Raw genomic sequence first — 19,502 nt, 5'->3', positions numbered from 1 at the left:
CGATGCCGTCGTCCTCAACTCCCCTCCACCCCTTCGACCTTGTCGACATCGACGGCATGTTGAGCGACGAGGAGCGCGCCATCCGCGACACCGTGCGCACCATGGGCGAGCGCGAGCTGCGCCCGAAGGTGGCCGAGTGGTTCGAGGCCGGCGCCATCCCCGCCCGCGAACTCGCCCGTGAGCTGGGCGGCCTCGGCGTCCTCGGCATGCACCTGGAGGGCTACGGCTGCGCGGGCACCAGCGCCGTCTCGTACGGGCTCGCCTGTATGGAGCTGGAGGCGGTGGACTCTGGGCTGCGCAGCCTCGTCTCCGTGCAGGGTTCGCTCGCGATGTACGCGATCTGGAAGTACGGCTCCGAGGAGCAGAAGCAGCAGTGGCTGCCGGGCATGGCGGCGGGCGAGAAGATCGGCTGCTTCGGCCTCACCGAGCCCGACGCGGGTTCCGATCCCGGCTCGATGCGGACGAACGCGAAGCGCGACGGCGCGGACTGGGTCCTCAACGGCGCCAAGATGTGGATCACAAACGGTTCGGTGGCGGACATCGCCGTCGTCTGGGCCCGCACCGAGGAACGTGTGCGCGGCTTCCTCGTCCCGGCCGGAACGCCCGGCTTCTCGGCGCCGGAGATCAAGCGCAAGCTGTCCCTGCGCGCCAGTGTCACCAGCGAGCTGATCCTGGAGGACGTACGGCTGCCCGCCGACGCCATGCTGCCGAACGCGCGCGGCCTCTCCGGGCCGCTCGGCTGCCTCAACGAGGCCCGCTTCGGCATCGTGTTCGGCGCGATCGGCGCCGCCCGCGACTGCCTGGAGGCGGCGATCTCCTACGCCGGTGACCGCACGGTCTTCGAGCGCCCCCTGGCCTCGTACCAGCTCACCCAGCAGAAGCTCGCCGACATGGCCCTCGAACTCGACAAGGGCATGCTGCTCGCGCTGCGCCTCGGCCGGCTCAAGGACGAGGGCCGCGGCACGCCGGAGCAGATCAGCGTAGGCAAGCTGAACAACGTGCGCGAGGCCATCCAGATCGCCCGCGAGTGCCGCACGATCCTCGGCGCGAACGGCATCACGCTCGAATACCCGGTGATGCGGCACGCCAACAACCTGGAGTCGGTGCTGACCTACGAGGGGACGAGCGAGGTCCACTCGCTGGTCATCGGCAAGACCCTGACCGGGCTCGCGGCCTTCCGCTGAGCGCCGTTGCGCACCATCACCCGGTGAGTCGCCACGTCACTTCGCCGTCGTGCCACTCGTCCGTGGGCGCGAGCCCGCAGGCGGTGGCGACGGCGGCGGACGCGCGGTGCTCGGGGTGGATGTGGGCGACGAACGTCCCGACACCCCGCTCCCCGACACCCTGCTCCCCGAGCCGTACGACGAGCGCCCGCGCGGCCTCGGTGGCGAAGCCGCGCCCCTGCCACCGGGTGCCGACGACCCACGCGATCTCCGCGACGCCGCCGGCGACGGTCGCCTGCACCGTGCCCACCAGGCGCTCCTCGCACCGGAGTTGGACCACCCAGTTGAGCCAGGTGACGGCCGGGTCGGGCGAGCCCGCGAGCATCCGCCGGTAGCGCGCCCGCAGTTCCTCGGCCGTGTCCGGCGCGCCGCCGATGAAGGCGTGCAGGGCCGGGTCGGCGAGCACACCGGCCATCTCCTCCGCGTGCTCGACGCGCAGCGGCAGCATGGCCAGCCGGTCGGTGGTGAAGGCGGACATCCCGTTCACGCGCCCGTCGCGGGCCGGTCCACGCGGATCAGGGTCTGCTGCCCGTTCGCCACCAGCTTGCGCCGCTCGCCCTGCACGCCGAAGACCTCCAGTTGACACACCGTCAGGGTGCGGCCCGGCTTCAGGACGGTGCCGACGGCTTCCAGGTGGTCGCCGACGGCCGGGGCGAGCAGGTTGATCTTGTACTCGACGGTGAGGACCTCGGTGCCCTCGGGGAACAGCGTGTACGCCGCGTAGCCGCCTGCGCTGTCGGCGATCGAGCTGGTGGCGCCCGCGTGGAAGTAGCCGTGCTGCTGGGAGAGTTCGGGTCTGCTCGGCAGCACGATGCGTACACGCCCCTCGGTGATCTCCGTCAGCTCGGCGCCCAGGTGGGCCATAAGCCCCTGGCGCTCGAAGCTCTTGCGGACGCGGGCCACTGTCTCGTCGTTCACACGCTCTCCCCGTTCACACGCTCTCCCCGGGCTTCGTCTACGACAACTGCTCCACCAACAGGAAACCACCGATCGCGATCATCATGACCCCGGAGGCCCGCGTCACCGCCCGGGCCGCAGAAGGCCGTGTCTTCAGTACGGTGCGCGCCAGCACGCCGACACCGAGGTAGACGACGGCGCAGGCGGTCATGTGGAGGGTGCCGAGCACACCCGTCTGCACGGCCACCGGCCAGCCCGTCGCCGGGTGGATGAACTGCGGGAAGAGGGCCAGGTACAGCAGCAGCGCCTTGGGATTGAGGCCACTGATGCCGATGCCCTTGAGCATGACCTGGCGGCGGGAGGCGCCGACGGACTCTTCACCGGCGGTCAGCACGGCGGGCTGCCGCAGCACGTTGCAGCCGAGCCACACCAGGTACCCGGCCCCGGCGACGGTCAGCACCGTGAGCAGGGTCGCCGAACTCGCCACGAGCACGGCCAGGCCCGCGACGGCGAGCAGTGTGTATCCCACGTAGCCGGTTATCAGGCCGGCGACCGCCGGGACGACCGAGCGGTCCCGCAGTCCGGCCGCGATCGCGTAGGCCCAGTCCGCGCCCGGTGTGAACACCAGCAGGAGGTCCACGGCCAGAAATGCGGCCAACGTGGTCGTGTCCATGTATGTCGATCCCTCTCACGTGCAGTTGTACGCGAGGAAGGCTAGGCCGGATTCGCCCGTAAGTGTTCCCTTCTTTACCCCGTGAACGGCGAACCTGAGGGAGAATATTCTCCATGGACGCCATGGACCGGAAAATTCTGACCGAGCTGCAGATGGACGGCCGTCTCACCATCACCGAGCTGGCCGCCCGCGTGAAGCTGAGCGTCTCGCCCTGTCACCGCCGGCTGCGCGATCTCGAACGCTCGGGGGCGATCCGCGGGTACCGCGCCGTCGTCGACCCGTCGGCCCTCGGCCTGGACTTCGAGGCGCTGGTCTTCGTCACCCTGGGCTGGGAGGACCGGGACACCGTGGCGTCGTTCGAGGAGGCGGTGGCGGCGGTGCCGCATGTGTTGCAGGCGCAGCGCCTGTTCGGCGATCCGGACTATCTGCTGCGGGTGGCCGCCGCCGACCTGACCGCCTTTCAGCAGCTCTACGACCAGCAGCTCGCGCGCCTTCCTGGGGTGCAGCGCCTCAACTCCACGCTCGTGATGAAGAACGTCGTCGCGAACCGACCGCTGCCCGACTAGCTCACCGACTCTCCGCCCCAACCCTCCGATGTTGTGCACTTTATTGACCGCAGTCATCAACACGCATACATTCGCGGGCACCCTTCCCCTGCCCAAGGGAGTCCGTGATGTCCCAACGCACCAAGCAACTAAGGCGAGTTGCCCTCTCCGGGCTCCTCGGGACCGCCGTCGAGTTCTACGACTTCCTCGTCTACGGGACCGTGGCCGCCGTCGCCTTCGGCGAACTCTTCTTCCCCGGCGCCGAACCGGCCGTCGGCACCATCGCCGCGTTCGGCACCTTCGCCGCCGGATACGTCGCCCGTCCGCTCGGCGGGATCGTCTTCGGGCACTTCGGCGACCGGCTGGGGCGCAAGTCGATGCTGCTGCTCACGATGGGCCTGATGGGCGGCGCCAGCTTCCTCATCGGGCTGCTGCCGACGTACGACACCGTAGGTGTCTGGGCGCCGCTGCTGCTGATCACGCTGCGCGTCGTGCAGGGCCTCGCCATCGGCGGTGAGTGGGGCGGCGCCACGCTGATGGTGGTCGAGCACGCGGGGGCGCGGCGGCGCGGACTGTGGTCCAGTTTCACGCAACTGGGAGCGCCGCTCGGCTCCCTGCTCTCGGCCGCCGTGGTCGCTCTCGTCGTCACGCTTCCTAAGGAAGAGTTCATGTCGTGGGGCTGGCGGGTGCCGTTCCTGCTGAGCGTGGTGCTGCTCGGCGTCGGCCTCTTCGTAAGGCTGAAGGTCGTCGAGAGCCCGCTGTTCGCCGAGGTGAAGCAGGAGCGCGGCACGGCACGCCTCCCGATCATCGACGTGCTGCGCCGCCCGCGCCCCGTCCTGCTGGCCTGCTGCGTCGGCATCGGGGCCTTCACCACCCAGTCCCTGCTGACCAGTTACCTCATCTCCTACGCCACCGACATCGGCTACGCGCGCTCGCAGGCACTCACCGCGCTCACGGTGTCCTCGTCGGTCGCGCTGATCGTGCTGCCGTGCGCCTCGGTTCTCTCCGACCGGATCGGCCGCCGCCCGGTCGTCCTCGCCGGCGCCCTCGTCTCGGCGGCGCTCGCCTTTCCCGTCCTCGCGCTCGTCGACTCCCGCTCGCCCGGCCTGCTGATCCTGGCCGTGGTGCTGGGGCACGGGCTCGCGCAGTCCATGATGTACGGGCCGCTGGGCGCCCTGTTCAGCGAAATGTTCGGCACGCGCGTGCGCTACACCGGAGCCTCGCTCGGCTACCAGGGCGCCACCCTGATCGGCGCCGGTTTCTCCCCGATGATCGCCGGGGCCCTGGTGGCGGGGAGCGGCGACAGCACGCCCATCGCCCTGCTGCTGTGCGGCGGTTCACTCATCACCGCGCTCTCGTTGTGGTTCGTCCGCGAGACCGGCAAGGACGCGCTCGCGCACACCGTGGAGGCCCCCGCCGCTCTCACCAAGGAGACCTCCGCCGATGGCCGCTGAGCCCGGACGGCCGCCCGCCGCGTTGTCGGTGGTCGACCGTAGGCTTACCGGCGTGGAGGACACCGGTATCGACGACCCGATCAGTGACGCGGCGGACAGCTCGCAGCCCCGCCCGCAGTCGCTCCTGCTCGCCTTCTTCGGCAACCACGTGCTGGCGGAGGACGGGGACCTGTGCGTGTACTCGGGCAGCATCATCGAGGTGCTCGGCCGGGTCGGCGTGGGTGAACAGGCCGTGCGCTCCACGCTGTCGCGGATGGTCAACCGGGGCCTGCTGCACCGCCGGCGCGAGGGCCGCCGCATGCACTTCGGGCTCACCGAACAGGCCAAGCACGTGCTGGACGACGGCCGGGCCCGCATCTGGAAGCAGGGCGCGGTCAACGACGAGTGGGACGGCGCCTGGACGCTGCTCGCCTTCTCGCTGCCCGACGCCTGGAAGCGCCGGCGCCACGAACTGCGCTCCCGGCTCGTGTGGTCCGGGTTCGGCACGCTCTACAGCGGGTTGTGGATCGCGCCGGGCCACGTGGACGTGTCGGAGGTGGTCGGGGAGCTGGGGCTCGCCGAGTACGTGAAGGTCTTCCACGGGGCGGCGGGGGTGGCCACGGACATCGAGCGGATGATCCGCGACACCTGGGACCTGGAGAGCATCGCGGCCCGCTACCGCGCCTTCGAGGAGAGATGGCGCGACGGTCCGCGCGAACGGCCCGGAGTCGGCGCCGACGACCCGCTCGGCGCCCGACTGCGGCTCGTCAGCGAGTGGCTCGACACCATCCGCGCCGACCCCCGGCTGCCGGCCTGTCACCTCCCGCACGACTGGCCGGCCCGCCCCGCCCAGGAGACGTTCCACCGCATCGCCGAACAAACCGAGGCGCCAGCGCGCGAAATGGCCCGCGAACTGCTCCAGACGACGACGGTGCGATGACAGGATCGCCCTGAGGAGGTGCCGGTGTTCGGACGGGGCAAGCGGGTCCTCGCGGTGGCCGTGGCCGCGGTCTGCATGGTGCTCATCGGCCCGAGCACGCCCAGCGGCGCGCTCATCTCCGAGCCGCTTCCGCTGCCCGTCGGCGCCGCGAAGGACGTCGTGCCGAGCCGCGTCATGACGTGGAACATCTGCAACCCCTGCGGCAGCGCCCAGAACCTCGGCAGAGCGGCGGACATCGCGACGTACGCACCTCAGGTCATCGGCCTGCAAGAGGCGTGCGTGCGGGACGTCGAGGAGATCCGTGCCTACCTGAAGACCTTCTACGGGCTGACGTACCACGTCGAGTACGGGTCGGTCCTGCGCAACTGGGGCCGCTGCGGGGGACTTCCGTGGCGGGCGGGCGGCTACGGCCAGGCGATCCTCTCGGCGGCGCCGATGGCCGACCCGGTCACCGTCGAGTATCCGGACGGCGGTTCCGAGGACCGCGGCTACCTGGCCGTGACCACCTCGGTGGGCGGCCGCCCCGTCCGCGTCTTCAACACCCATCTCGCGCAGCGGCAGCAGGAGTCGTTCCGCGAGAAGCAGGTCGCCTTCTTCGCCAAGGCGGCCGCCCGGCACGAACGCGCCGTCATGCTGGGCGATTTCAACGCCGTGCCGGACGCTCCCGAACTCGACCCGATGTGGTCACTGGCCAAGGACGCGGACCCCGCGTGCCACCCCGCGGCCGACCCCGGCTGCGGGACGACCACGGACTGGTACAGCAAGTTCGACTACATCTTCCTGCGCGGCTTCGAGGCGCGTCGCCATGCGGTGCGTCCGAGCGAGTACTCGGACCACCACTCGTTCCGCGCCGACCTGAAGAACCTGGAGCCGTAGGGGCCGGGCCTACGCAACCGTCACCCCTTCTTCCGCAGCACCTCCCCCACGCTCTCCTCCCGCCACCGCCGCAGCAGTTCGTGGAAGGCGACCGCGCCGTGCGGGTAGGCGTGCGGGCCGTTGGGGCGGCCGCGGCCCTCGCGGTTGTAGTAGCCGGGGGTGCAATCGGCGTGGAACCACTCGTGGTCCGGGGAGCCCTGGGCGCAGATGGCACGCCAGGCGTCGACGGCCTCGGGGGTCGGCTCCAGGACGGCGTCGGCCTCCTCCGCGGCCGCCACGAGAGCGGCGGCATGGGCGGCCTGTTCGTCCAGGATGTGGCTGAAGTTGACGCTGGAGGCGTTCTGCATCGGGCCAAGCTGGATCAGGTTGGGGAAGCCTGCGCAGGTGAAGCCGTGCAGGGTGCGCGGCCCGAACTCGGCGAGCGCGTCGAGGAGTTGGACGCCGTCGCGGCCCGCCACCGAGAGCTTCCCCGACGTGACTCCGGAGACGCCGACCGAGAACCCGGTGGCGAAGACCAGGCAGTCGATCTCGTACTCGACCCCGCCCACGACGACGCCGCGTTCCGTCATGCGCTCGATGCCGTGGGTGTCCGCGGTGTCGACGAGCGTGACGTTGTCGCGGTTGAAGGCGGGCAGGTACAGGTCGGAGAACGTGGGCCGCTTGCAGGCGTAGCGGTACCAGGGCTTGAGGGCCTCGGCGGTGGCGGGGTCGGTGACCTCGGCGGCGACGCGGTCGCGGATCTGGTTCATCGTGGCGTGGTCGGCGGCCTCGTACGCGGCCTCGAAGTCCGCCTCGCCGTCCCGGCGGAAGCTCGGCAGGAGCTTTTCGAGGAGGCCCGCCGACTCGGTCCAGCGGTCCGCGACCAGGTCACGCTCGGCATCCTCACCGGAGACGATGCGCAGGAAGTTCTCGCGACGCTCGTCGGCCCAGCCGGGCCGGTCCGCGCCGACGTCCTGCGGCGTCACCCGCCGCTGCCCGCGCGTGTCGACGGCGGAGGGCGTGCGCTGGAAGACGTACAGCTTGCGGGCGTCCTCGGCCAGCTTCGGGATGGCCTGGACGCCGGTGGCGCCCGTGCCCACGACGCCGACCCGCTTGTCGGCGAGGCCCGTCATGCCGCCATCGGGGCCACCGCCGGTGTAGCCGTAGTCCCAGCGCGAGGTGTGGAAGGTGTGTCCCTTGAAGTCCTCGATGCCGGGGATGCCGGGCAGCTTGGGCTCGGAGAGGGTGCCGGTGGCGGTGACGACGTACGTGGCGCGGAACTCGTCGCCCCTGTCCGTCGCGACCACCCACTGGTGGGCGCCGCCGTCCCAGGTCAGGGCGGTGACGGCGGTGGAGAAGAGGGCGTCCTCGTACAGGTCGAAGCGCTCGGCGATGCGTACCGCGTGCCGCCGGATCTCGTCGCCCGGCGCGTACTTCCACTCGGGCACGTAGCCGGTCTCGTCCAGCATCGGCAGGTAGACGTGCGACTCGATGTCGCAGTGGATGCCGGGGTAGCGGTTCCAGTACCAGGTGCCGCCGAAGTCGCCGCCCTGCTCGACCACCCGCACCTTCTCCAGGCCCTGCTGCCGCATCCGCGCGCCCGCCAGGATCCCGCCGAACCCGCCGCCGACGACCGCGACGTCGACCTCGTCGCGCAGCGGCTCGCGCTCGGGGACCTCGCCCGCGTACGGGTCTGCGGCGAAGTAGCCGAACTCGGCGGTGGTGGACCGGTATTGGGCGGCGCCTTCGGGGCGAACGCGGCGCTCGCGCTCGGCGCGGTAGCGCTCGCGGAGCTCCGCCGTCTCCTGCGGGGTGGGGGGCGTGTCGCACTGCGGCAGGGTCATGCGGCGGCTTCCTCTCGTGGGGGGACATGCGGCGGAGGGAGCGCCCCTCACTGGGACTTCCGCACCGTCACGGGTACCGTAACCCAACAACCGGACAACACTGTCCGGTAGGGGTCCGGTGCGGCCCGCTCCATGACGTGACTCGATGTGAAAGGTCCGCGATGTCGAACCTCACCCCCGCCTCCCCGCTGCGCGACTGGCTCGCCGACCCGGCCGCCGGGCAGATCCTGCGCTCCATGCTGGCCTCGCAGGGGCAGAGCGAGGAGGCCCTGGCCCCCGCGCTCGGCCTGCCACTGGAGCAGCTCGTGAAGATGTCCGGCGGCAAGTTCCCCGCGGAGCTGGTGGATGTGCTGGTCACCGCCGCCGAGACCGGCGAGATACCCGAGGGCCTGCCCACCGCTCCCCCGGCCGCCCCCACGGCCACGACCCCTGACACCGGTATCGAGACCGGCGCCCCCGAGCCGTGGACCGAGCAGCTCACCTCCGGCCGCTTCGCGGGCCAGACCGTCGTGGTCACCGGCGCGGCCTCCGGCATCGGCAAGGCCGTCGCCTCGCGGATCGTGCGCGAGGGCGGCCGGGTGGTCGCCGTGGACGTGTCCGGCGACAAACTGGCCGATCTGGCGGCCGAGTTGGGCGAGACGCTCGTGCCGGTCACCGCGGACATCACCGAGCCCACGGCCGCCGACACCGTGCTCGCCGCGGCGGGCGGTCGCGTCGACGCGCTGGCCAACGTCGCGGGCGTGATGGACAACGACGCCGCCGTGCACGAGGTCGACGACAGGATCTGGGAGCGCGTCATGCGCATCAACGTCGACGGGCCCATGTACCTGATGCGCGCCGTCGTGCCGGGCATGCTCGCGGCGGGCGGCGGCCGGATCGTGAACATCGTGTCGGAGGCTGCGCTGCGCGGCTCGGCGGCCGGCGCCGCGTACACGACGTCGAAGCACGCCCTCGTCGGCCTGACGAAGTCCTCGGCGTACCAGTACGCGGGCACGGGAGTGCAGGTCAACGCGGTCGCACCGGGCGCCGTCGCCACGGGTATCACGGTCCCGGCGGGCGCGCCCTACGGCTCGGCGCGCACCGCGAAGATGCGGGTGGCGATCCCCTCGCTGGCGATGGCGGAGGAGCTGGCGGCGTCCGTCACGTTCCTTCTCAGCAAGGACGCGGTGAACCTCAACGGGGTCGTCCTGCCGTCGGACGGGGGCTGGTCCGTGGCCTGAGTTGTGCAGATAGAGCCCGCTCTGGGACGAGAGCCCGCGGGGCCCGGGGCAGAGCCCCTCGACCTCGACCACGACGCGGCGCAACCCGGACGACGACAGAAAGGTGCACTCCCCCATGACCACCAGACACCTCCTGGCGGCAAGCGCCGCCCTCGGCCTCCTCACCCTCACCGCCTGCGGCACGCAGACCGCCACCTCGGACGCGCGCCCCGCCGCCCCGGCCTCGGGCGAGGGACACACCATCCGGGCCACCCAGCTCTCCCACGTCACCGACCCGCACGAGGCCACCGGCATGACGCTGCTCGAAGGCCCGGTGCTCACCAAGAGCGGCGATCTGTACGTCGTGGACGTCACCGCGCCGCCCGGCGAGCCCAAGGTGATCTCCGTCGACGTGAAGTCCGGTGACCACAAGGGCGTCTACAGCGACAAGACGGGTGCCTACACCTCCGCGCAGATCAGCCCGCACGACGGCCGCGTATATCTGACGGAGTACCAGTCGGGCGACGTGATCAGCATCGCGCAGGACGGCTCGGACCGGCGGACGTTCTTCTCCGGCGAGGTCGACGGATCCCCGATGAACCCCGACGACATCGCGTTCGACGACGACGGCAATCTCTACGTCAGCGATCTGCACGGCATGAAGACGGGCGAGGCCGAGGGCCGCATCGTGCGCATCGACCGGGACGGCGCGAAGACCACCGTCCTCGCCGACAAGCTCGCGCACCCCAACGCCGTGATGTTCGACCCCGGGCAGAAGGGCCTGTGGATCAGCGAGCTGGCCAAGGACACCGTCTCGTACCTGCTGCTCGACGCCGACAAGACCGCGGTGACCACACAGCACGAGGCCATCCACGTCGACGGCGGCGTCGCGCAGACGGACTCCATCGCCGTGGACGCCGAGGGCAATCTCTACCAGGCGCTGCACGGCCGCCCCGCCATGGCGGTCTTCAGCAAGTACGGCGAGCGCCTCGGTACGGTGGAGGTTCCCGCGAAGGAGGCCAAGGGCCTCCAGTCGGCGACCAATGTCGCGATCACGCCGGGCGGGCGCGCCGCGTACATGACGGTCAGCGGTCCCAAGGGCGGGTACGTCTACGAGTTCGACGCGCTGGCCAAGGGAATCCGCCTCTCCAACGGCGGCTGACGCTCAGTCCTCCGCGAGCTCCACGGACCGCAGCGGCCCCACCTCGACGCCGAGCAGCCCCCAGGCAGCGAGCGCCAGGCGCTCGCGCTCGGCGAGGGTGGGGCCTGCTACGGCGCCGGAGACCATCGCGATGGCGAGCATCAACTCGTCGGCGGACAGCCCCTGCCCCGCCCGCCGGCCCCCGTCGAGCACTCCGCGCACCCGCCCCGAGAGTTCCCGGCCCTGCTCGTCGTCCCCGCGTACGCGCAGCAGGTCGACGAAGGCCGTGGAGCGGGTGATGTGCCACGTGACGACGCCGAGCACGGATTCGAGGCTCGCGTCCGGCTCGGCGGCGGCCGTCTCGATCTGCCGTACGTTCTCGTCGAGCACGGCCGAGGCGAGCGCCACCCGGTCGGCGAAGTGCCGGTACAGACTCCCCTGCCCGACCCCGGCGCGGCGCGCGACCGTGGAAAGCGGCGCGTTCAGCCCCTGCTCGGCGAAGACCTCGCGGGCGGCGGCGATGAGGGCGGCGCGGTTGCGGGCGGCGACCCGCCGGCCTTGGTTGGCCGGGCGGGTCCGGTCGGGCTCGGAGGGGTCGGAGGGGTTCGTCACGTGGGCAGCGTAATGCAGTGCAATACCGGCCTGATCAACATCAACGAGGAGGAAGTTCATGTCCAAGCCAGTGGTCGTCGTCATCGGTGTCGGCGGCATGGGCAAGGAGATCGCCCGACGTCAGGGCTCCGGGGCCCGGCTCGTCGCGGCCGACTTCGACGGCGAGCTGCTGGCAGCGGCGGTCGACGAGCTGACGGCCGACGGTTACGAGGTCACCCCGGTGCGGGTCGACGTCTCGGACCGGGCTTCGGTCGCGGCGCTCGCCGCACAGTGCGCGGCGCTCGGCCCCGTCACGCAGGTCGCGCACACGGCGGGCCTCTCCCCGGTGCAGGCGCCGACGGCGGCGGTGCTCGCCGTGGACCTGCTGGGTGTGGCCCTCGTTCTGGAGGAGTTCGGCAAGGTGGTCGCCGAGGGCGGCGCGGGCGTGGTGATCGCGTCCATGGCCGGACACATGGCCCCGCTGCCGCCCGAGGTCGAGACCGCGCTGCGCTCCACCGCCACCGATGACCTTCTCGGCCTGCCGTTCCTGCGCCCTGACACGCTGTCGGACCCCGGCGCCGCCTACTCCCTCGCCAAGCGCGCCAACCACCTGCGCGTACAGGCCGCTTCACTCGCGTGGGGCGCGCGCGGGGCCCGGGTCAACACGGTCAGCCCCGGGGTCATCTCCACCCGGATGGGCCGCGCCGAGCTGGCCGGTGAGTCGGGCTCCCACATGCGCGCGATGATCGAGGGCTCGGGCACGGGCCGCGCGGGCACCCCGAACGACATCACGGAGGCGACGGCCTTCCTCCTCTCCCCAGCCGCGTCCTTCGTCACGGGCACCGACCTCCTGGTGGACGGCGGCGTGGTGGCATCGCTCGCCGCACACCGAGCTCCGTAGCCACAGGAACGGCTCCCGCCCCGGCGCGCCCCACCCGGAACGCGCCATTTCAACCGATATGTATCGTGTATGACCGCACTGGTCCTCGCACACTTCGTCGTCGCGCTCTGCGCTGCCCCGCTGATCCACCGGGTGGGGCCACGCGGGTTCGTGCTGCTCGCGCTGCCACCCGCCGCCGCCCTCGGCTTGGCGCTGTCCCGCTGGGGTGAGGTGAGCGGGGGCGGGGCGAGCGAAGAGGCCTGGTGGTGGATCAGGGAGTACGACGTCGAGATCGCGTTCCGGCTCGACGCGCTGTCCCTCGTGATGGTGCTGCTCGCCGCCGGCATCGGGGCACTGGTGCTGCTGTACTGCGTGCGCTACTTCGACGGTGGCGCCCGGCAGCTGGGCTCGTTCGGCGGCAACCTCCTCGCGTTCGCGGGGGCGATGCTCGGGCTCGTCCTGGCCGACGACCTCATGACCCTCTACCTGTTCTGGGAACTCACCACCGTCCTGTCCTTCCTGCTCATCGGCTACGACAGCGAGAAACGCGCCAGCCGCCGCTGCGCGCTGCAGGCGCTGACGGTGACCTCGGTCGGCGGGCTCGCGATGTTCGTCGGATTCCTGATGCTCGGTCACCTGGCGGGCACGTACCGGATCTCGCACATCCTTCAGTCGCCGCCCGCCGCGAGCGGCACGCTGTCCGCCGCGATCGTCCTGATCCTGTGCGGGGCGCTCGCCAAATCGGCGATCTGGCCGCTGAGCATGTGGCTGCCGAACGCGATGGCGGCTCCCACCCCGGTCAGCGCCTATCTGCACGCCGCCGCGATGGTGAAGGCGGGCGTCTATCTGGTGGCGCGGTTCGCTCCCGCCTTCGCCGATGTCGCGCCATGGCGTCCCGTGCTGCTGACGCTGGGCGCGGTGACGATGCTGCTCGGCGGGTGGCGTGCGCTGCGGCTCAACGACCTCAAGCTGGTGCTCGCCTACGGGACCGTCAGCCAGCTGGGCTTCCTGGTGGTGCTCGCGGGCGCCGGTACGTACGACGCCGCCCTCGCCGCCATCGCGATGCTGCTGGGGCACGCGCTGTTCAAGGCGCCGCTGTTCCTGGTGACGGGGATCGTCGACCACGCGAGCGGCACCCGCGATCTGCGGCGCCTGTCGGGGGTGGGGCGGAGGCTTCCCTGGGTGTGTGTGGTCGCCGTCCTCGCGGGCTCGTCGATGGCGGCGCTCCCGCCGCTGCTCGGGTTCGCGGCGAAGGAGGCGGCGTTCGACGCGCTGCTGCACGGGAGCGTGGGCGAGCGCTGGGTGCTCGCGTGCGTCGTCGTCGGCTCCGCGCTCACCACCGCGTACACCATGCGTTTCCTGTGGGGCGCGTTCGCGCGCAAGCCCCGGGTCGCCGACACGCCTGTGCACCGCGTCGGCTTCGCCTTCCTCGCGCCGCCCGCGCTGCTCGCCCTCGCCGGGCTGCTGCTCGGTCCGGGGATCGACTGGACGGCGCACCTCTTCGAGCAGTACGCGAAGCAGTACCCGGTCCCCGCGCACCCCTACCACCTGGCGCTGTGGCACGGATTCGGGACGGCGCTCGGCCTGTCGGTGCTCGCGTGGGCGGGCGGCGCGGCGCTGTTCCTGGCGCGGGGGCCGGTGGTGCGGCTCGGGCGGCGGTTCGCCTGGCCGAAGGCGGACGAGGTGTTCGGCAGGACCGTGCTCGGCCTCGAACGGTCCGCGCTCCAGATCACGGGCGCGGTACAGAAGGGCTCGCTGCCCTCGTACGTGGCGACGGTCCTGGGCGTCATGTTCGTCGGGCTGCTCGCGGTCCTCGCCACCGACCGGCCCTGGCACGGCACACCCGCGCCGCGCCTGTGGGACCACCCGATGCAGGTGGGCGTCGGCGCGCTGACGTGCGCGTGCGCGCTGATGTGCCTGGTGGTGCAGCGGCGTATGAAGGCGGCGGTGCTCGCGGGCCTGACCGGGTACGGCACGGCGCTGCTGTACGTCGTGCAGGGCGCGCCCGACCTGGCGCTCACCCAGTTCGGCGTGGAGACGGTGTCGACCGTGGTGCTCGTCCTCGTCCTGCGGCGCCTCCCGGTGTTCTTCGGTGACACGCAGCGAACCTGGCGCTGGGGTGTGAGCATGCTGATCGCGCTCGGCAGCAGTGTGGCGGTGGCCTGCTCGGTGTGGCTGGCGACAGGCGCGCGCACGGCGGAACCGGCGGGTGCCGCGCTGATCAAGGAGACCGCGCACCACGGCCTCAAGGACGTCGTCGCGACGATCCTCGTGGACTTCCGGGCCTGGGACACGATGGGTGAGTCGGCCGTCCTCGCCGTCGCGGTGCTCGGTGTGACGAGCCTGCTGTACGTGCACCGCCGCCAGGGCCGGGCGAGTGCGCCGCCGCCCCGGCTCCCGGGTGGGGTGACCGCGTGGTCGCTGGCGACGTCCCGGCTGAAGGTGCCCGCCAAGTACCAGCAGGGCGCGCCCGAACGCAGCTGGCTGGTGGCAGGTGACACGCTCGCCCCGGAGCACCGCTCGGTCGTCTTCGAGGTGGTCGCCCGGCTCGTCTTCCACCCGATCCTGATGCTGTCGGTGTACCTGCTGCTGTGCGCGGAGAACCTGCCGGGCGGCGGATTCGTCGGCGGTCTCGTCGCCGGTGTCGCCCTGACGATCCGCTATCTGGCGGGCGGGCGGCACGAGTTGGCGGTGGCCGCGCCGGTCCACCCGGGCTTCTTCACCGGACTCGGACTGACCCTCTCGACGACGGTCGCGCTCGTCGGGCTCGCCGACGGCACGGTGCTGCACGGCTGGATCTGGCACGGGCACCTGCCGCTGATCGGCGACTGGCACGCGAGCACCGCCGTCGTCTTCGACCTCGGGGTGTATCTGCTGGTCCTCGGGGTGGTCCTGGACGTCGTACGGGCGCTCGGTTCGAAGATCGACCAGCAGACCGAGTACAGGGCGAGTCTCGCGCTCGCCGGGGAGGAGCGGAACTCGTGACCGTCAGTCTCACCCTGCTGGTCTGCGCGGTCGTGCTGACCAGCGCAGGCGGGATCCTCATCCACACACGCAGCCTCACCCGGGTACTCGTCGGCATCATCGTGTGCGGCAACGGCGTCAATCTCTTCGTCCTCGCCTCGACAGGGGCGGCGGGGTCCCCGCCCCTCCTCTACCCGGGCGTCGAGGCGTCCAAGGTGACCGATCCACTGCCGCAGGCCATCATCCTCACCGCCGTCGTCATCACCCTCGCCACCACCGCGTTCGTGCTCGCGATGGCGTACCGCAGCAGCCAGTTGACCGGTTCGGACTTCGTGCCGGACGACGTCGCGGACCGGCGGGTGGTGCTGCGCGCGGAGATCTCCGCCGAGCGTGCCGAGCTGCGGGAGCTGCACCGCGAGGACGGCCCGAGCGCGTGGCGCGAGGAGCGGCGCGACCAGCGCCGCCGGCTGCGCGCGAACCGCGCCTACCAGGCCCGCGCCCGGGACGCGAACGGCGACCTGTGGGACGACGTCCTCGGCACGGACCCGCCAGAGGCGTCCGCCGCCGACCCCGCCGAGCCCCCCGAGACCCGCCCGGAGGAGACCCGGTGAACTCCCTCGTCCCGCTGCCCGTCGTGCTGCCCCTCGTGGTGTGCGGACTGACCCTGTTCATCGGGCCCCGGCTGCGCTGGCTGCACCGGCTCATCACGGTCGGGGTGCTCGCGGCGGTCGTCGCGGTCGATGTCATCCTGCTCGTCGAGGCCGACCGCACGGGACCGCTCGTGGTGCACCTCGGCGACTTCGGACCGCCGCTCGGCGTGACCCTGGTCGCCGACCGGCTGGCCGCGCTGATGCTCCTGGTGTCCGGCGCCGTCACCTTCATCGTCCTGATCTACGCGATGAGCCAGGGCATGGCCGACCGCGAGGAGCGGGCACCGATCGCCGTGTTCCACCCGGCGTATCTGGTGCTGGTCGCCGGGGTGTCACTCACCTTCCTCGCGGGCGACCTCGTGAACCTCTACGTCGGCTTCGAGATCATGCTGATGGCCAGCTTCGTGCTGCTCACGGTGGGTGCCACGGAGCCACGGGTGCGGGCCGGATCGACGTACGTCGTCGTCTCCCTCGTCTCGTCGCTGGTGTTCCTGTGCGGGATCGCCGTGACCTACGCGGCGGTGGGCACCGTGAACTTCGCGCAGCTCGCGCAGCGGATGCCCGAACTCCCGCTGGGGGTCAGCACGTTGGCGGAGGTGCTGCTGCTCACGGTGTTCGGGGTGAAGGCGGCGGCGTTCCCCGTCGCGGCCTGGCTGCCCGACTCGTACCCGACGGCGCCCGCGCCGGTGACGGCCGTGTTCGCCGGGCTGCTCACCAAGGTCGGCGTGTACTCGATGATCCGCGCGGACACGTTGTTCTTCCCGGGCAACCGGCTCTCCGGCGTGCTGATGGCGGTGGCGTTCGCCTCGATGATCATCGGCATCCTCGGGGCGGTCGCCCAGACCGACCTCAAGCGCCTGCTGTCCTTCACCCTCGTCAGCCACATCGGCTTCATGCTGTACGGGCTCGCGCTGGGCACTCGGGGCGGCATCGGCGGCGCCATCGTCTACACGGCACACCACATCACCGTACAGACGACGCTGTTCCTGGCGGCGGGCCTGCTCGAAAAACGCTACGGCACAACGGAGTTGACGCGCCTGGGCGGAACGCTGCGCTCGGCTCCGCTGCTCGCCGCGCTCTGGTTCGTGCCCGCCATGAACCTCGCGGGGATCCCACCCCTGTCCGGGTTCCTCGGCAAGCTGGGCCTGATGCGGGCGGGCGCGGCGGCCGGTGGTGTGTGGTCGTACACGCTGCTCGCCGCGGCTGCCGTGACGAGCCTGCTGACGCTGTACGTGATGGCGAAGGTGTGGAACCTGGTGTTCTGGCGGGCGGCCCCCGCTCAACCACCGTCCGAGGGCGATGTGTTGGAGGAGAGCGACGATCCGGACTCGGCGCCGGAGGAGAGCGGGGGCGGTGGTGTCACGGTGGCGACCGCCGTGTCCGTACGCACCACGATGCGCGTCCCCCGCGCCATGACGGTGGCGACGGCCGCCGCGGTCGCCCTCGGCCTGTCCTACACCCTGCTGGCCACCCCGCTGACCGGCCTCGCCGACCGCTCGGCCGCCGAACTCCTGACCCGCACGCCCTACGTCGAGGCGGTGCTCAACCAGTGAACTCCTCTGGCCACAAAACGCGTTGGCGCCGCATGGACCTGCCGCTGATCGCCTGGCTCACGGTGATCTGGACGCTGCTGTGGACCGGCCTGAGCTGGGGCAACGTCATCAGCGGCGTGGTGGTCGCGGTCGTGCTGTGCCTGGTCTTCCCGCTGCCCGCCGTCGAACTCGACCTGCGCCTGCGGCCGTTCGGCATCGTCCGGCTCGCCGGCTATCTCCTGTACGACATGACATCGTCCACGGTCACCGTGACCTGGCAGACGCTGCGCGGCAGGCCGGGACCCGCGGCCGTGATCGCGGTCCCGCTGCGGTGCCGCACCGACCTGATGATCGCGGCGACCGCCGTCGCCGTGTCCAGCGTCCCGGGCGGCGCGCTCGTGGAGGTCAACGGCTCGACCGCCACCCTGTTCCTGCACGTCTCGCACGCCGACGACCCACGGGCGGTGGACCGGGCCCGCGCCGACGTGCGGCGCCTGGAGACCCTCGTCGTACGGGCCTTCGGCACGCGCGAGGAGATCGCCCGACTCACGGAGCCCACGCCACCCGACGCACCCGACGATCCCGAAGCTCCCGAACCTGCCGACGGAAGGGCGCCCGACGCATGAAGCTGGCCAACGACATCCTGCTCAACGGCGCGCTGGTGCTGATCGTCCTGGCCGGCGCGCTGCTCCTGGTGCGGATCTGGCGCGGGCCCTCGATGCTGGACCGTGCCGTGGCCGTGGACATCGCGGCGGTGCTCATCATCGCCGGGATCGGGGTCAACGCCGCTATCACGCGCACCAGTTACTACCTGTCGATCATGCTGGTGATCGCCTTCCTCGGCTTCACGAGCTCGGTGGCCATCGCCCGCTTCATCGCCGCGCGCGACCGGCCGGGGATCCGGCCGAGATCCGGCGCCATCTCCCTCAAAAAGAACCCCAAGATCAACCTCAAGAAGGAACTCAAGAAGGAACTCAAGAAGGACCAAGGCTCCAAGGAGCGCCCGTGAACTGGCACGACGTCACCGACCTCACCGGATCCATCCTGCTGTTCGCCGGAGCCGCGGTCTGCCTGACCGGCGTCATCGGCATGCTCCGGCTGCCCGACGTACTGACCCGCAGCCACGCCGCGACCAACCCCCAGACGCTCGGCATGCTGCTGCTCGTGGCGGGCGTCGCACTGCGACTGCGCTCCGGCGTCGACCTGGGCACGCTCGCCCTCGTCGCCTTCTTCCAGCTCCTGACCAGCGCGGTCGCGGCCCACCTGGTGGCACGGGCCGCGTATCGCACGGGTCAGGTCGGCGAGGCCGCACTGCTGCGGGACGAACTGGCTTCGGCGCGGGACCGGCCCTCGTCCTGACCCGTGTGGCTGCCCGGATAACTGCCCGGCGTGTGTCCGAACGCACGCCGGAACACATCGATGAACGCGCTCGTCGACGACCAGCCGCACAGCTGCGCCACGGTCGTCACCGGTGTCCGGTCGGCGAGCAGGACCAGCGCGTGGTGCAGGCGCAGTTGGGTGCGCCACTGCGGGAACGTCATGCCGAGGTCGCCGCGGAACAGCCGGGACAGCGTGCGGTCGCTCGCCCCGATCTCCCGGCCCAGCTCGGCCAGGGTGCGACGGTCGGCGGGATCCGCGTGCAGGATGTCGCACACGGCGCGCAGCAGGGGTGCGGTCGGCGTCGGCAGGTGCAGCGGCTGCTGCGGTGACACCTTCAGCTGGTCGAGCAACACCGCACGCAGGCGCGCCCGTTCGGGGGTTCCGACGTTCGTGGTGTCCGAGGACCCCGTGCGCGCGTACTCGATGATCAGCTCGCGCAGCAGCGGGCCGACGGCGAGCACGGCCGGGGTGTCGAGGCCGAGCGGGTTCTCGGTCGCGGGCAGGCCCACGAAGTGCAGTTCGACGTCGCCGTGGGCCTGGTGGGCGTGCACGGTGTCGGCGGGCACCCACAGGGCTCGCGTTCCCGGCGCGACCCACGACCCGGCGTCGGTGGTGACGGCGACGACGCCCCGGCCCGCGTAGGCGATCTGGTGGTCGTCGTGCCGGTGGGCGTCGATCTCGGCCCCGTGGGCCAGATACCTGGTGCGGGTGGGCGCCACCGGGGTGTGCCGGACGGTGTGGCGGTTCTTCGACAT

The 19,502-nt window shown here is 71.4% G+C and carries 20 protein-coding genes; 14 read left to right on the top strand and 6 right to left on the bottom strand.

All coding sequences use genetic code 11. The features are described from left to right. Nucleotides 1–2: 2 nt before the first annotated feature. The gene (locus ACFYWS_RS12235; RefSeq protein WP_389273489.1) at nt 3–1,184 is read left to right on the top strand and encodes an acyl-CoA dehydrogenase family protein; all 1,182 of its coding nucleotides are present in this window, start codon (nt 3–5) and stop codon (nt 1,182–1,184) included. Between the two features lie 16 nt (nt 1,185–1,200). Here ACFYWS_RS12235 and ACFYWS_RS12230 read toward each other — a convergent pair whose 3' ends face one another. The 3 genes from ACFYWS_RS12230 to ACFYWS_RS12220 form a co-directional block, all read right to left on the bottom strand. Next, nucleotides 1,201–1,701 carry a GNAT family N-acetyltransferase gene (locus ACFYWS_RS12230; RefSeq protein WP_389273486.1) on the bottom strand — a complete coding sequence of 167 codons (501 nt, stop codon included), beginning with the start codon at nt 1,699–1,701 and terminating at the stop codon, nt 1,201–1,203. Nucleotides 1,702–1,706: 5 nt separating this feature from the next. Then, a complete protein-coding gene (locus ACFYWS_RS12225; RefSeq protein WP_389274099.1) occupies nt 1,707–2,087 on the bottom strand; it encodes a PaaI family thioesterase in 381 nt (126 codons plus the stop codon). A 91-nt stretch (nt 2,088–2,178) separates the two neighbouring features. Then, the gene (locus ACFYWS_RS12220; protein WP_389273483.1) at nt 2,179–2,793 is read right to left on the bottom strand and encodes a LysE family translocator; all 615 of its coding nucleotides are present in this window, start codon (nt 2,791–2,793) and stop codon (nt 2,179–2,181) included. Between the two features lie 113 nt (nt 2,794–2,906). On the opposite strand from ACFYWS_RS12220, the gene ACFYWS_RS12215 reads away from it, so the two are divergent. The 4 genes from ACFYWS_RS12215 (at nt 2,907) to ACFYWS_RS12200 (ending at nt 6,587) form a co-directional block, all read left to right on the top strand. Continuing rightward, entirely contained in the window at nt 2,907–3,359 is a 453-nt protein-coding gene (locus ACFYWS_RS12215; RefSeq protein WP_266716607.1) for an Lrp/AsnC family transcriptional regulator, read from the top strand. Between the two features lie 107 nt (nt 3,360–3,466). Beyond that, entirely contained in the window at nt 3,467–4,792 is a 1,326-nt protein-coding gene (locus ACFYWS_RS12210; RefSeq protein WP_389273479.1) for an MFS transporter, read from the top strand. Continuing rightward, entirely contained in the window at nt 4,782–5,711 is a 930-nt protein-coding gene (locus ACFYWS_RS12205; protein WP_389273476.1) for a PaaX family transcriptional regulator C-terminal domain-containing protein, read from the top strand. Before ACFYWS_RS12210 ends, ACFYWS_RS12205 begins: the two co-directional genes overlap by 11 nt. A gap of 75 nt (nt 5,712–5,786) precedes the next feature. Next, nucleotides 5,787–6,587, top strand: a complete 801-nt coding sequence (locus ACFYWS_RS12200) for an endonuclease/exonuclease/phosphatase family protein (protein ID WP_389274096.1) — start codon at nt 5,787–5,789, stop codon at nt 6,585–6,587. Nucleotides 6,588–6,607: 20 nt separating this feature from the next. On the opposite strand, the gene ACFYWS_RS12195 is transcribed toward ACFYWS_RS12200, so the two are convergent. Then, nucleotides 6,608–8,410, bottom strand: a complete 1,803-nt coding sequence (locus tag ACFYWS_RS12195; RefSeq protein WP_389273473.1) for a flavin-containing monooxygenase — start codon at nt 8,408–8,410, stop codon at nt 6,608–6,610. 161 nt (nt 8,411–8,571) lie between these two features. Between ACFYWS_RS12195 and ACFYWS_RS12190 the strand changes: the two genes are divergently transcribed. Both ACFYWS_RS12190 and ACFYWS_RS12185 read left to right on the top strand, forming a co-directional pair. Then, nucleotides 8,572–9,630 carry an SDR family NAD(P)-dependent oxidoreductase gene (locus tag ACFYWS_RS12190; protein ID WP_389273470.1) on the top strand — a complete coding sequence of 353 codons (1,059 nt, stop codon included), beginning with the start codon at nt 8,572–8,574 and terminating at the stop codon, nt 9,628–9,630. Nucleotides 9,631–9,745: 115 nt separating this feature from the next. After that, nucleotides 9,746–10,771, top strand: coding sequence for an SMP-30/gluconolactonase/LRE family protein (locus ACFYWS_RS12185; RefSeq protein WP_389273467.1), 1,026 nt, complete (start codon nt 9,746–9,748; stop codon nt 10,769–10,771). Nucleotides 10,772–10,774: 3 nt separating this feature from the next. Here ACFYWS_RS12185 and ACFYWS_RS12180 read toward each other — a convergent pair whose 3' ends face one another. Further along, nucleotides 10,775–11,362: a TetR family transcriptional regulator gene (locus tag ACFYWS_RS12180; RefSeq protein WP_389273464.1), complete on the bottom strand. Its 588-nt coding sequence runs from the start codon at nt 11,360–11,362 to the stop codon at nt 10,775–10,777. A 58-nt stretch (nt 11,363–11,420) separates the two neighbouring features. Between ACFYWS_RS12180 and ACFYWS_RS12175 the strand changes: the two genes are divergently transcribed. The 7 genes from ACFYWS_RS12175 (at nt 11,421) to mnhG (ending at nt 18,726) form a co-directional block, all read left to right on the top strand. Further along, nucleotides 11,421–12,242, top strand: a complete 822-nt coding sequence (locus ACFYWS_RS12175) for an SDR family oxidoreductase (protein WP_389273461.1) — start codon at nt 11,421–11,423, stop codon at nt 12,240–12,242. Nucleotides 12,243–12,311: 69 nt separating this feature from the next. After that, nucleotides 12,312–15,206, top strand: coding sequence for a Na+/H+ antiporter subunit A (locus ACFYWS_RS12170; protein WP_389273457.1), 2,895 nt, complete (start codon nt 12,312–12,314; stop codon nt 15,204–15,206). Then, the gene (locus ACFYWS_RS12165; RefSeq protein WP_389273454.1) at nt 15,203–15,796 is read left to right on the top strand and encodes a Na(+)/H(+) antiporter subunit C; all 594 of its coding nucleotides are present in this window, start codon (nt 15,203–15,205) and stop codon (nt 15,794–15,796) included. The genes ACFYWS_RS12170 and ACFYWS_RS12165 overlap by 4 nt, the downstream gene beginning before the upstream one ends. Continuing rightward, the gene (locus ACFYWS_RS12160; protein WP_389273452.1) at nt 15,793–17,388 is read left to right on the top strand and encodes a Na+/H+ antiporter subunit D; all 1,596 of its coding nucleotides are present in this window, start codon (nt 15,793–15,795) and stop codon (nt 17,386–17,388) included. Before ACFYWS_RS12165 ends, ACFYWS_RS12160 begins: the two co-directional genes overlap by 4 nt. After that, the gene (locus ACFYWS_RS12155) at nt 17,385–17,993 is read left to right on the top strand and encodes a Na+/H+ antiporter subunit E (RefSeq protein WP_389273450.1); all 609 of its coding nucleotides are present in this window, start codon (nt 17,385–17,387) and stop codon (nt 17,991–17,993) included. The genes ACFYWS_RS12160 and ACFYWS_RS12155 overlap by 4 nt, the downstream gene beginning before the upstream one ends. Further along, the gene (locus tag ACFYWS_RS12150) at nt 17,990–18,376 is read left to right on the top strand and encodes a monovalent cation/H+ antiporter complex subunit F (protein WP_389273447.1); all 387 of its coding nucleotides are present in this window, start codon (nt 17,990–17,992) and stop codon (nt 18,374–18,376) included. The genes ACFYWS_RS12155 and ACFYWS_RS12150 overlap by 4 nt, the downstream gene beginning before the upstream one ends. After that, nucleotides 18,373–18,726 (top strand): monovalent cation/H(+) antiporter subunit G, encoded by a 354-nt coding sequence (mnhG, locus tag ACFYWS_RS12145; protein WP_389273444.1) that lies wholly within the window; start codon nt 18,373–18,375, stop codon nt 18,724–18,726. The genes ACFYWS_RS12150 and mnhG overlap by 4 nt, the downstream gene beginning before the upstream one ends. Here the strand turns inward: mnhG and ACFYWS_RS12140 are convergent. Next, a complete protein-coding gene (locus ACFYWS_RS12140; protein ID WP_389273441.1) occupies nt 18,660–19,502 on the bottom strand; it encodes an AraC family transcriptional regulator in 843 nt (280 codons plus the stop codon). The two genes, mnhG and ACFYWS_RS12140, sit on opposite strands and share 67 nt — an antisense overlap.

Origin of the sequence: Streptomyces sp. NPDC002795, from assembly GCF_042888725.1 — a bacterium.
In the GTDB taxonomy this organism is placed as follows: Bacteria; Actinomycetota; Actinomycetes; order Streptomycetales; family Streptomycetaceae; genus Streptomyces.
This window is presented reverse-complemented; position numbering and strand designations above follow the sequence as displayed.

Excerpts from the sequence above, each read along its gene's own strand:
- ACFYWS_RS12235 (WP_389273489.1), top strand. The coding sequence starts at position 3 with ATGCCGTCGTCCTCAACTCCCCTCCACCCCTTCGACCTTGTCGACATC.
- ACFYWS_RS12230 (WP_389273486.1), bottom strand. The coding sequence starts at position 1,701 with ATGTCCGCCTTCACCACCGACCGGCTGGCCATGCTGCCGCTGCGCGTC.
- ACFYWS_RS12225 (WP_389274099.1), bottom strand. The coding sequence starts at position 2,087 with ATGGCCCACCTGGGCGCCGAGCTGACGGAGATCACCGAGGGGCGTGTA.
- ACFYWS_RS12220 (WP_389273483.1), bottom strand. The coding sequence starts at position 2,793 with ATGGACACGACCACGTTGGCCGCATTTCTGGCCGTGGACCTCCTGCTG.
- ACFYWS_RS12215 (WP_266716607.1), top strand. The coding sequence starts at position 2,907 with ATGGACGCCATGGACCGGAAAATTCTGACCGAGCTGCAGATGGACGGC.
- ACFYWS_RS12210 (WP_389273479.1), top strand. The coding sequence starts at position 3,467 with ATGTCCCAACGCACCAAGCAACTAAGGCGAGTTGCCCTCTCCGGGCTC.
- ACFYWS_RS12205 (WP_389273476.1), top strand. The coding sequence starts at position 4,782 with ATGGCCGCTGAGCCCGGACGGCCGCCCGCCGCGTTGTCGGTGGTCGAC.
- ACFYWS_RS12200 (WP_389274096.1), top strand. The coding sequence starts at position 5,787 with ATGGTGCTCATCGGCCCGAGCACGCCCAGCGGCGCGCTCATCTCCGAG.
- ACFYWS_RS12195 (WP_389273473.1), bottom strand. The coding sequence starts at position 8,410 with ATGACCCTGCCGCAGTGCGACACGCCCCCCACCCCGCAGGAGACGGCG.
- ACFYWS_RS12190 (WP_389273470.1), top strand. The coding sequence starts at position 8,572 with ATGTCGAACCTCACCCCCGCCTCCCCGCTGCGCGACTGGCTCGCCGAC.
- ACFYWS_RS12185 (WP_389273467.1), top strand. The coding sequence starts at position 9,746 with ATGACCACCAGACACCTCCTGGCGGCAAGCGCCGCCCTCGGCCTCCTC.
- ACFYWS_RS12175 (WP_389273461.1), top strand. The coding sequence starts at position 11,421 with ATGTCCAAGCCAGTGGTCGTCGTCATCGGTGTCGGCGGCATGGGCAAG.
- ACFYWS_RS12170 (WP_389273457.1), top strand. The coding sequence starts at position 12,312 with ATGACCGCACTGGTCCTCGCACACTTCGTCGTCGCGCTCTGCGCTGCC.
- ACFYWS_RS12150 (WP_389273447.1), top strand. The coding sequence starts at position 17,990 with ATGAAGCTGGCCAACGACATCCTGCTCAACGGCGCGCTGGTGCTGATC.
- ACFYWS_RS12140 (WP_389273441.1), bottom strand. The coding sequence starts at position 19,502 with ATGTCGAAGAACCGCCACACCGTCCGGCACACCCCGGTGGCGCCCACC.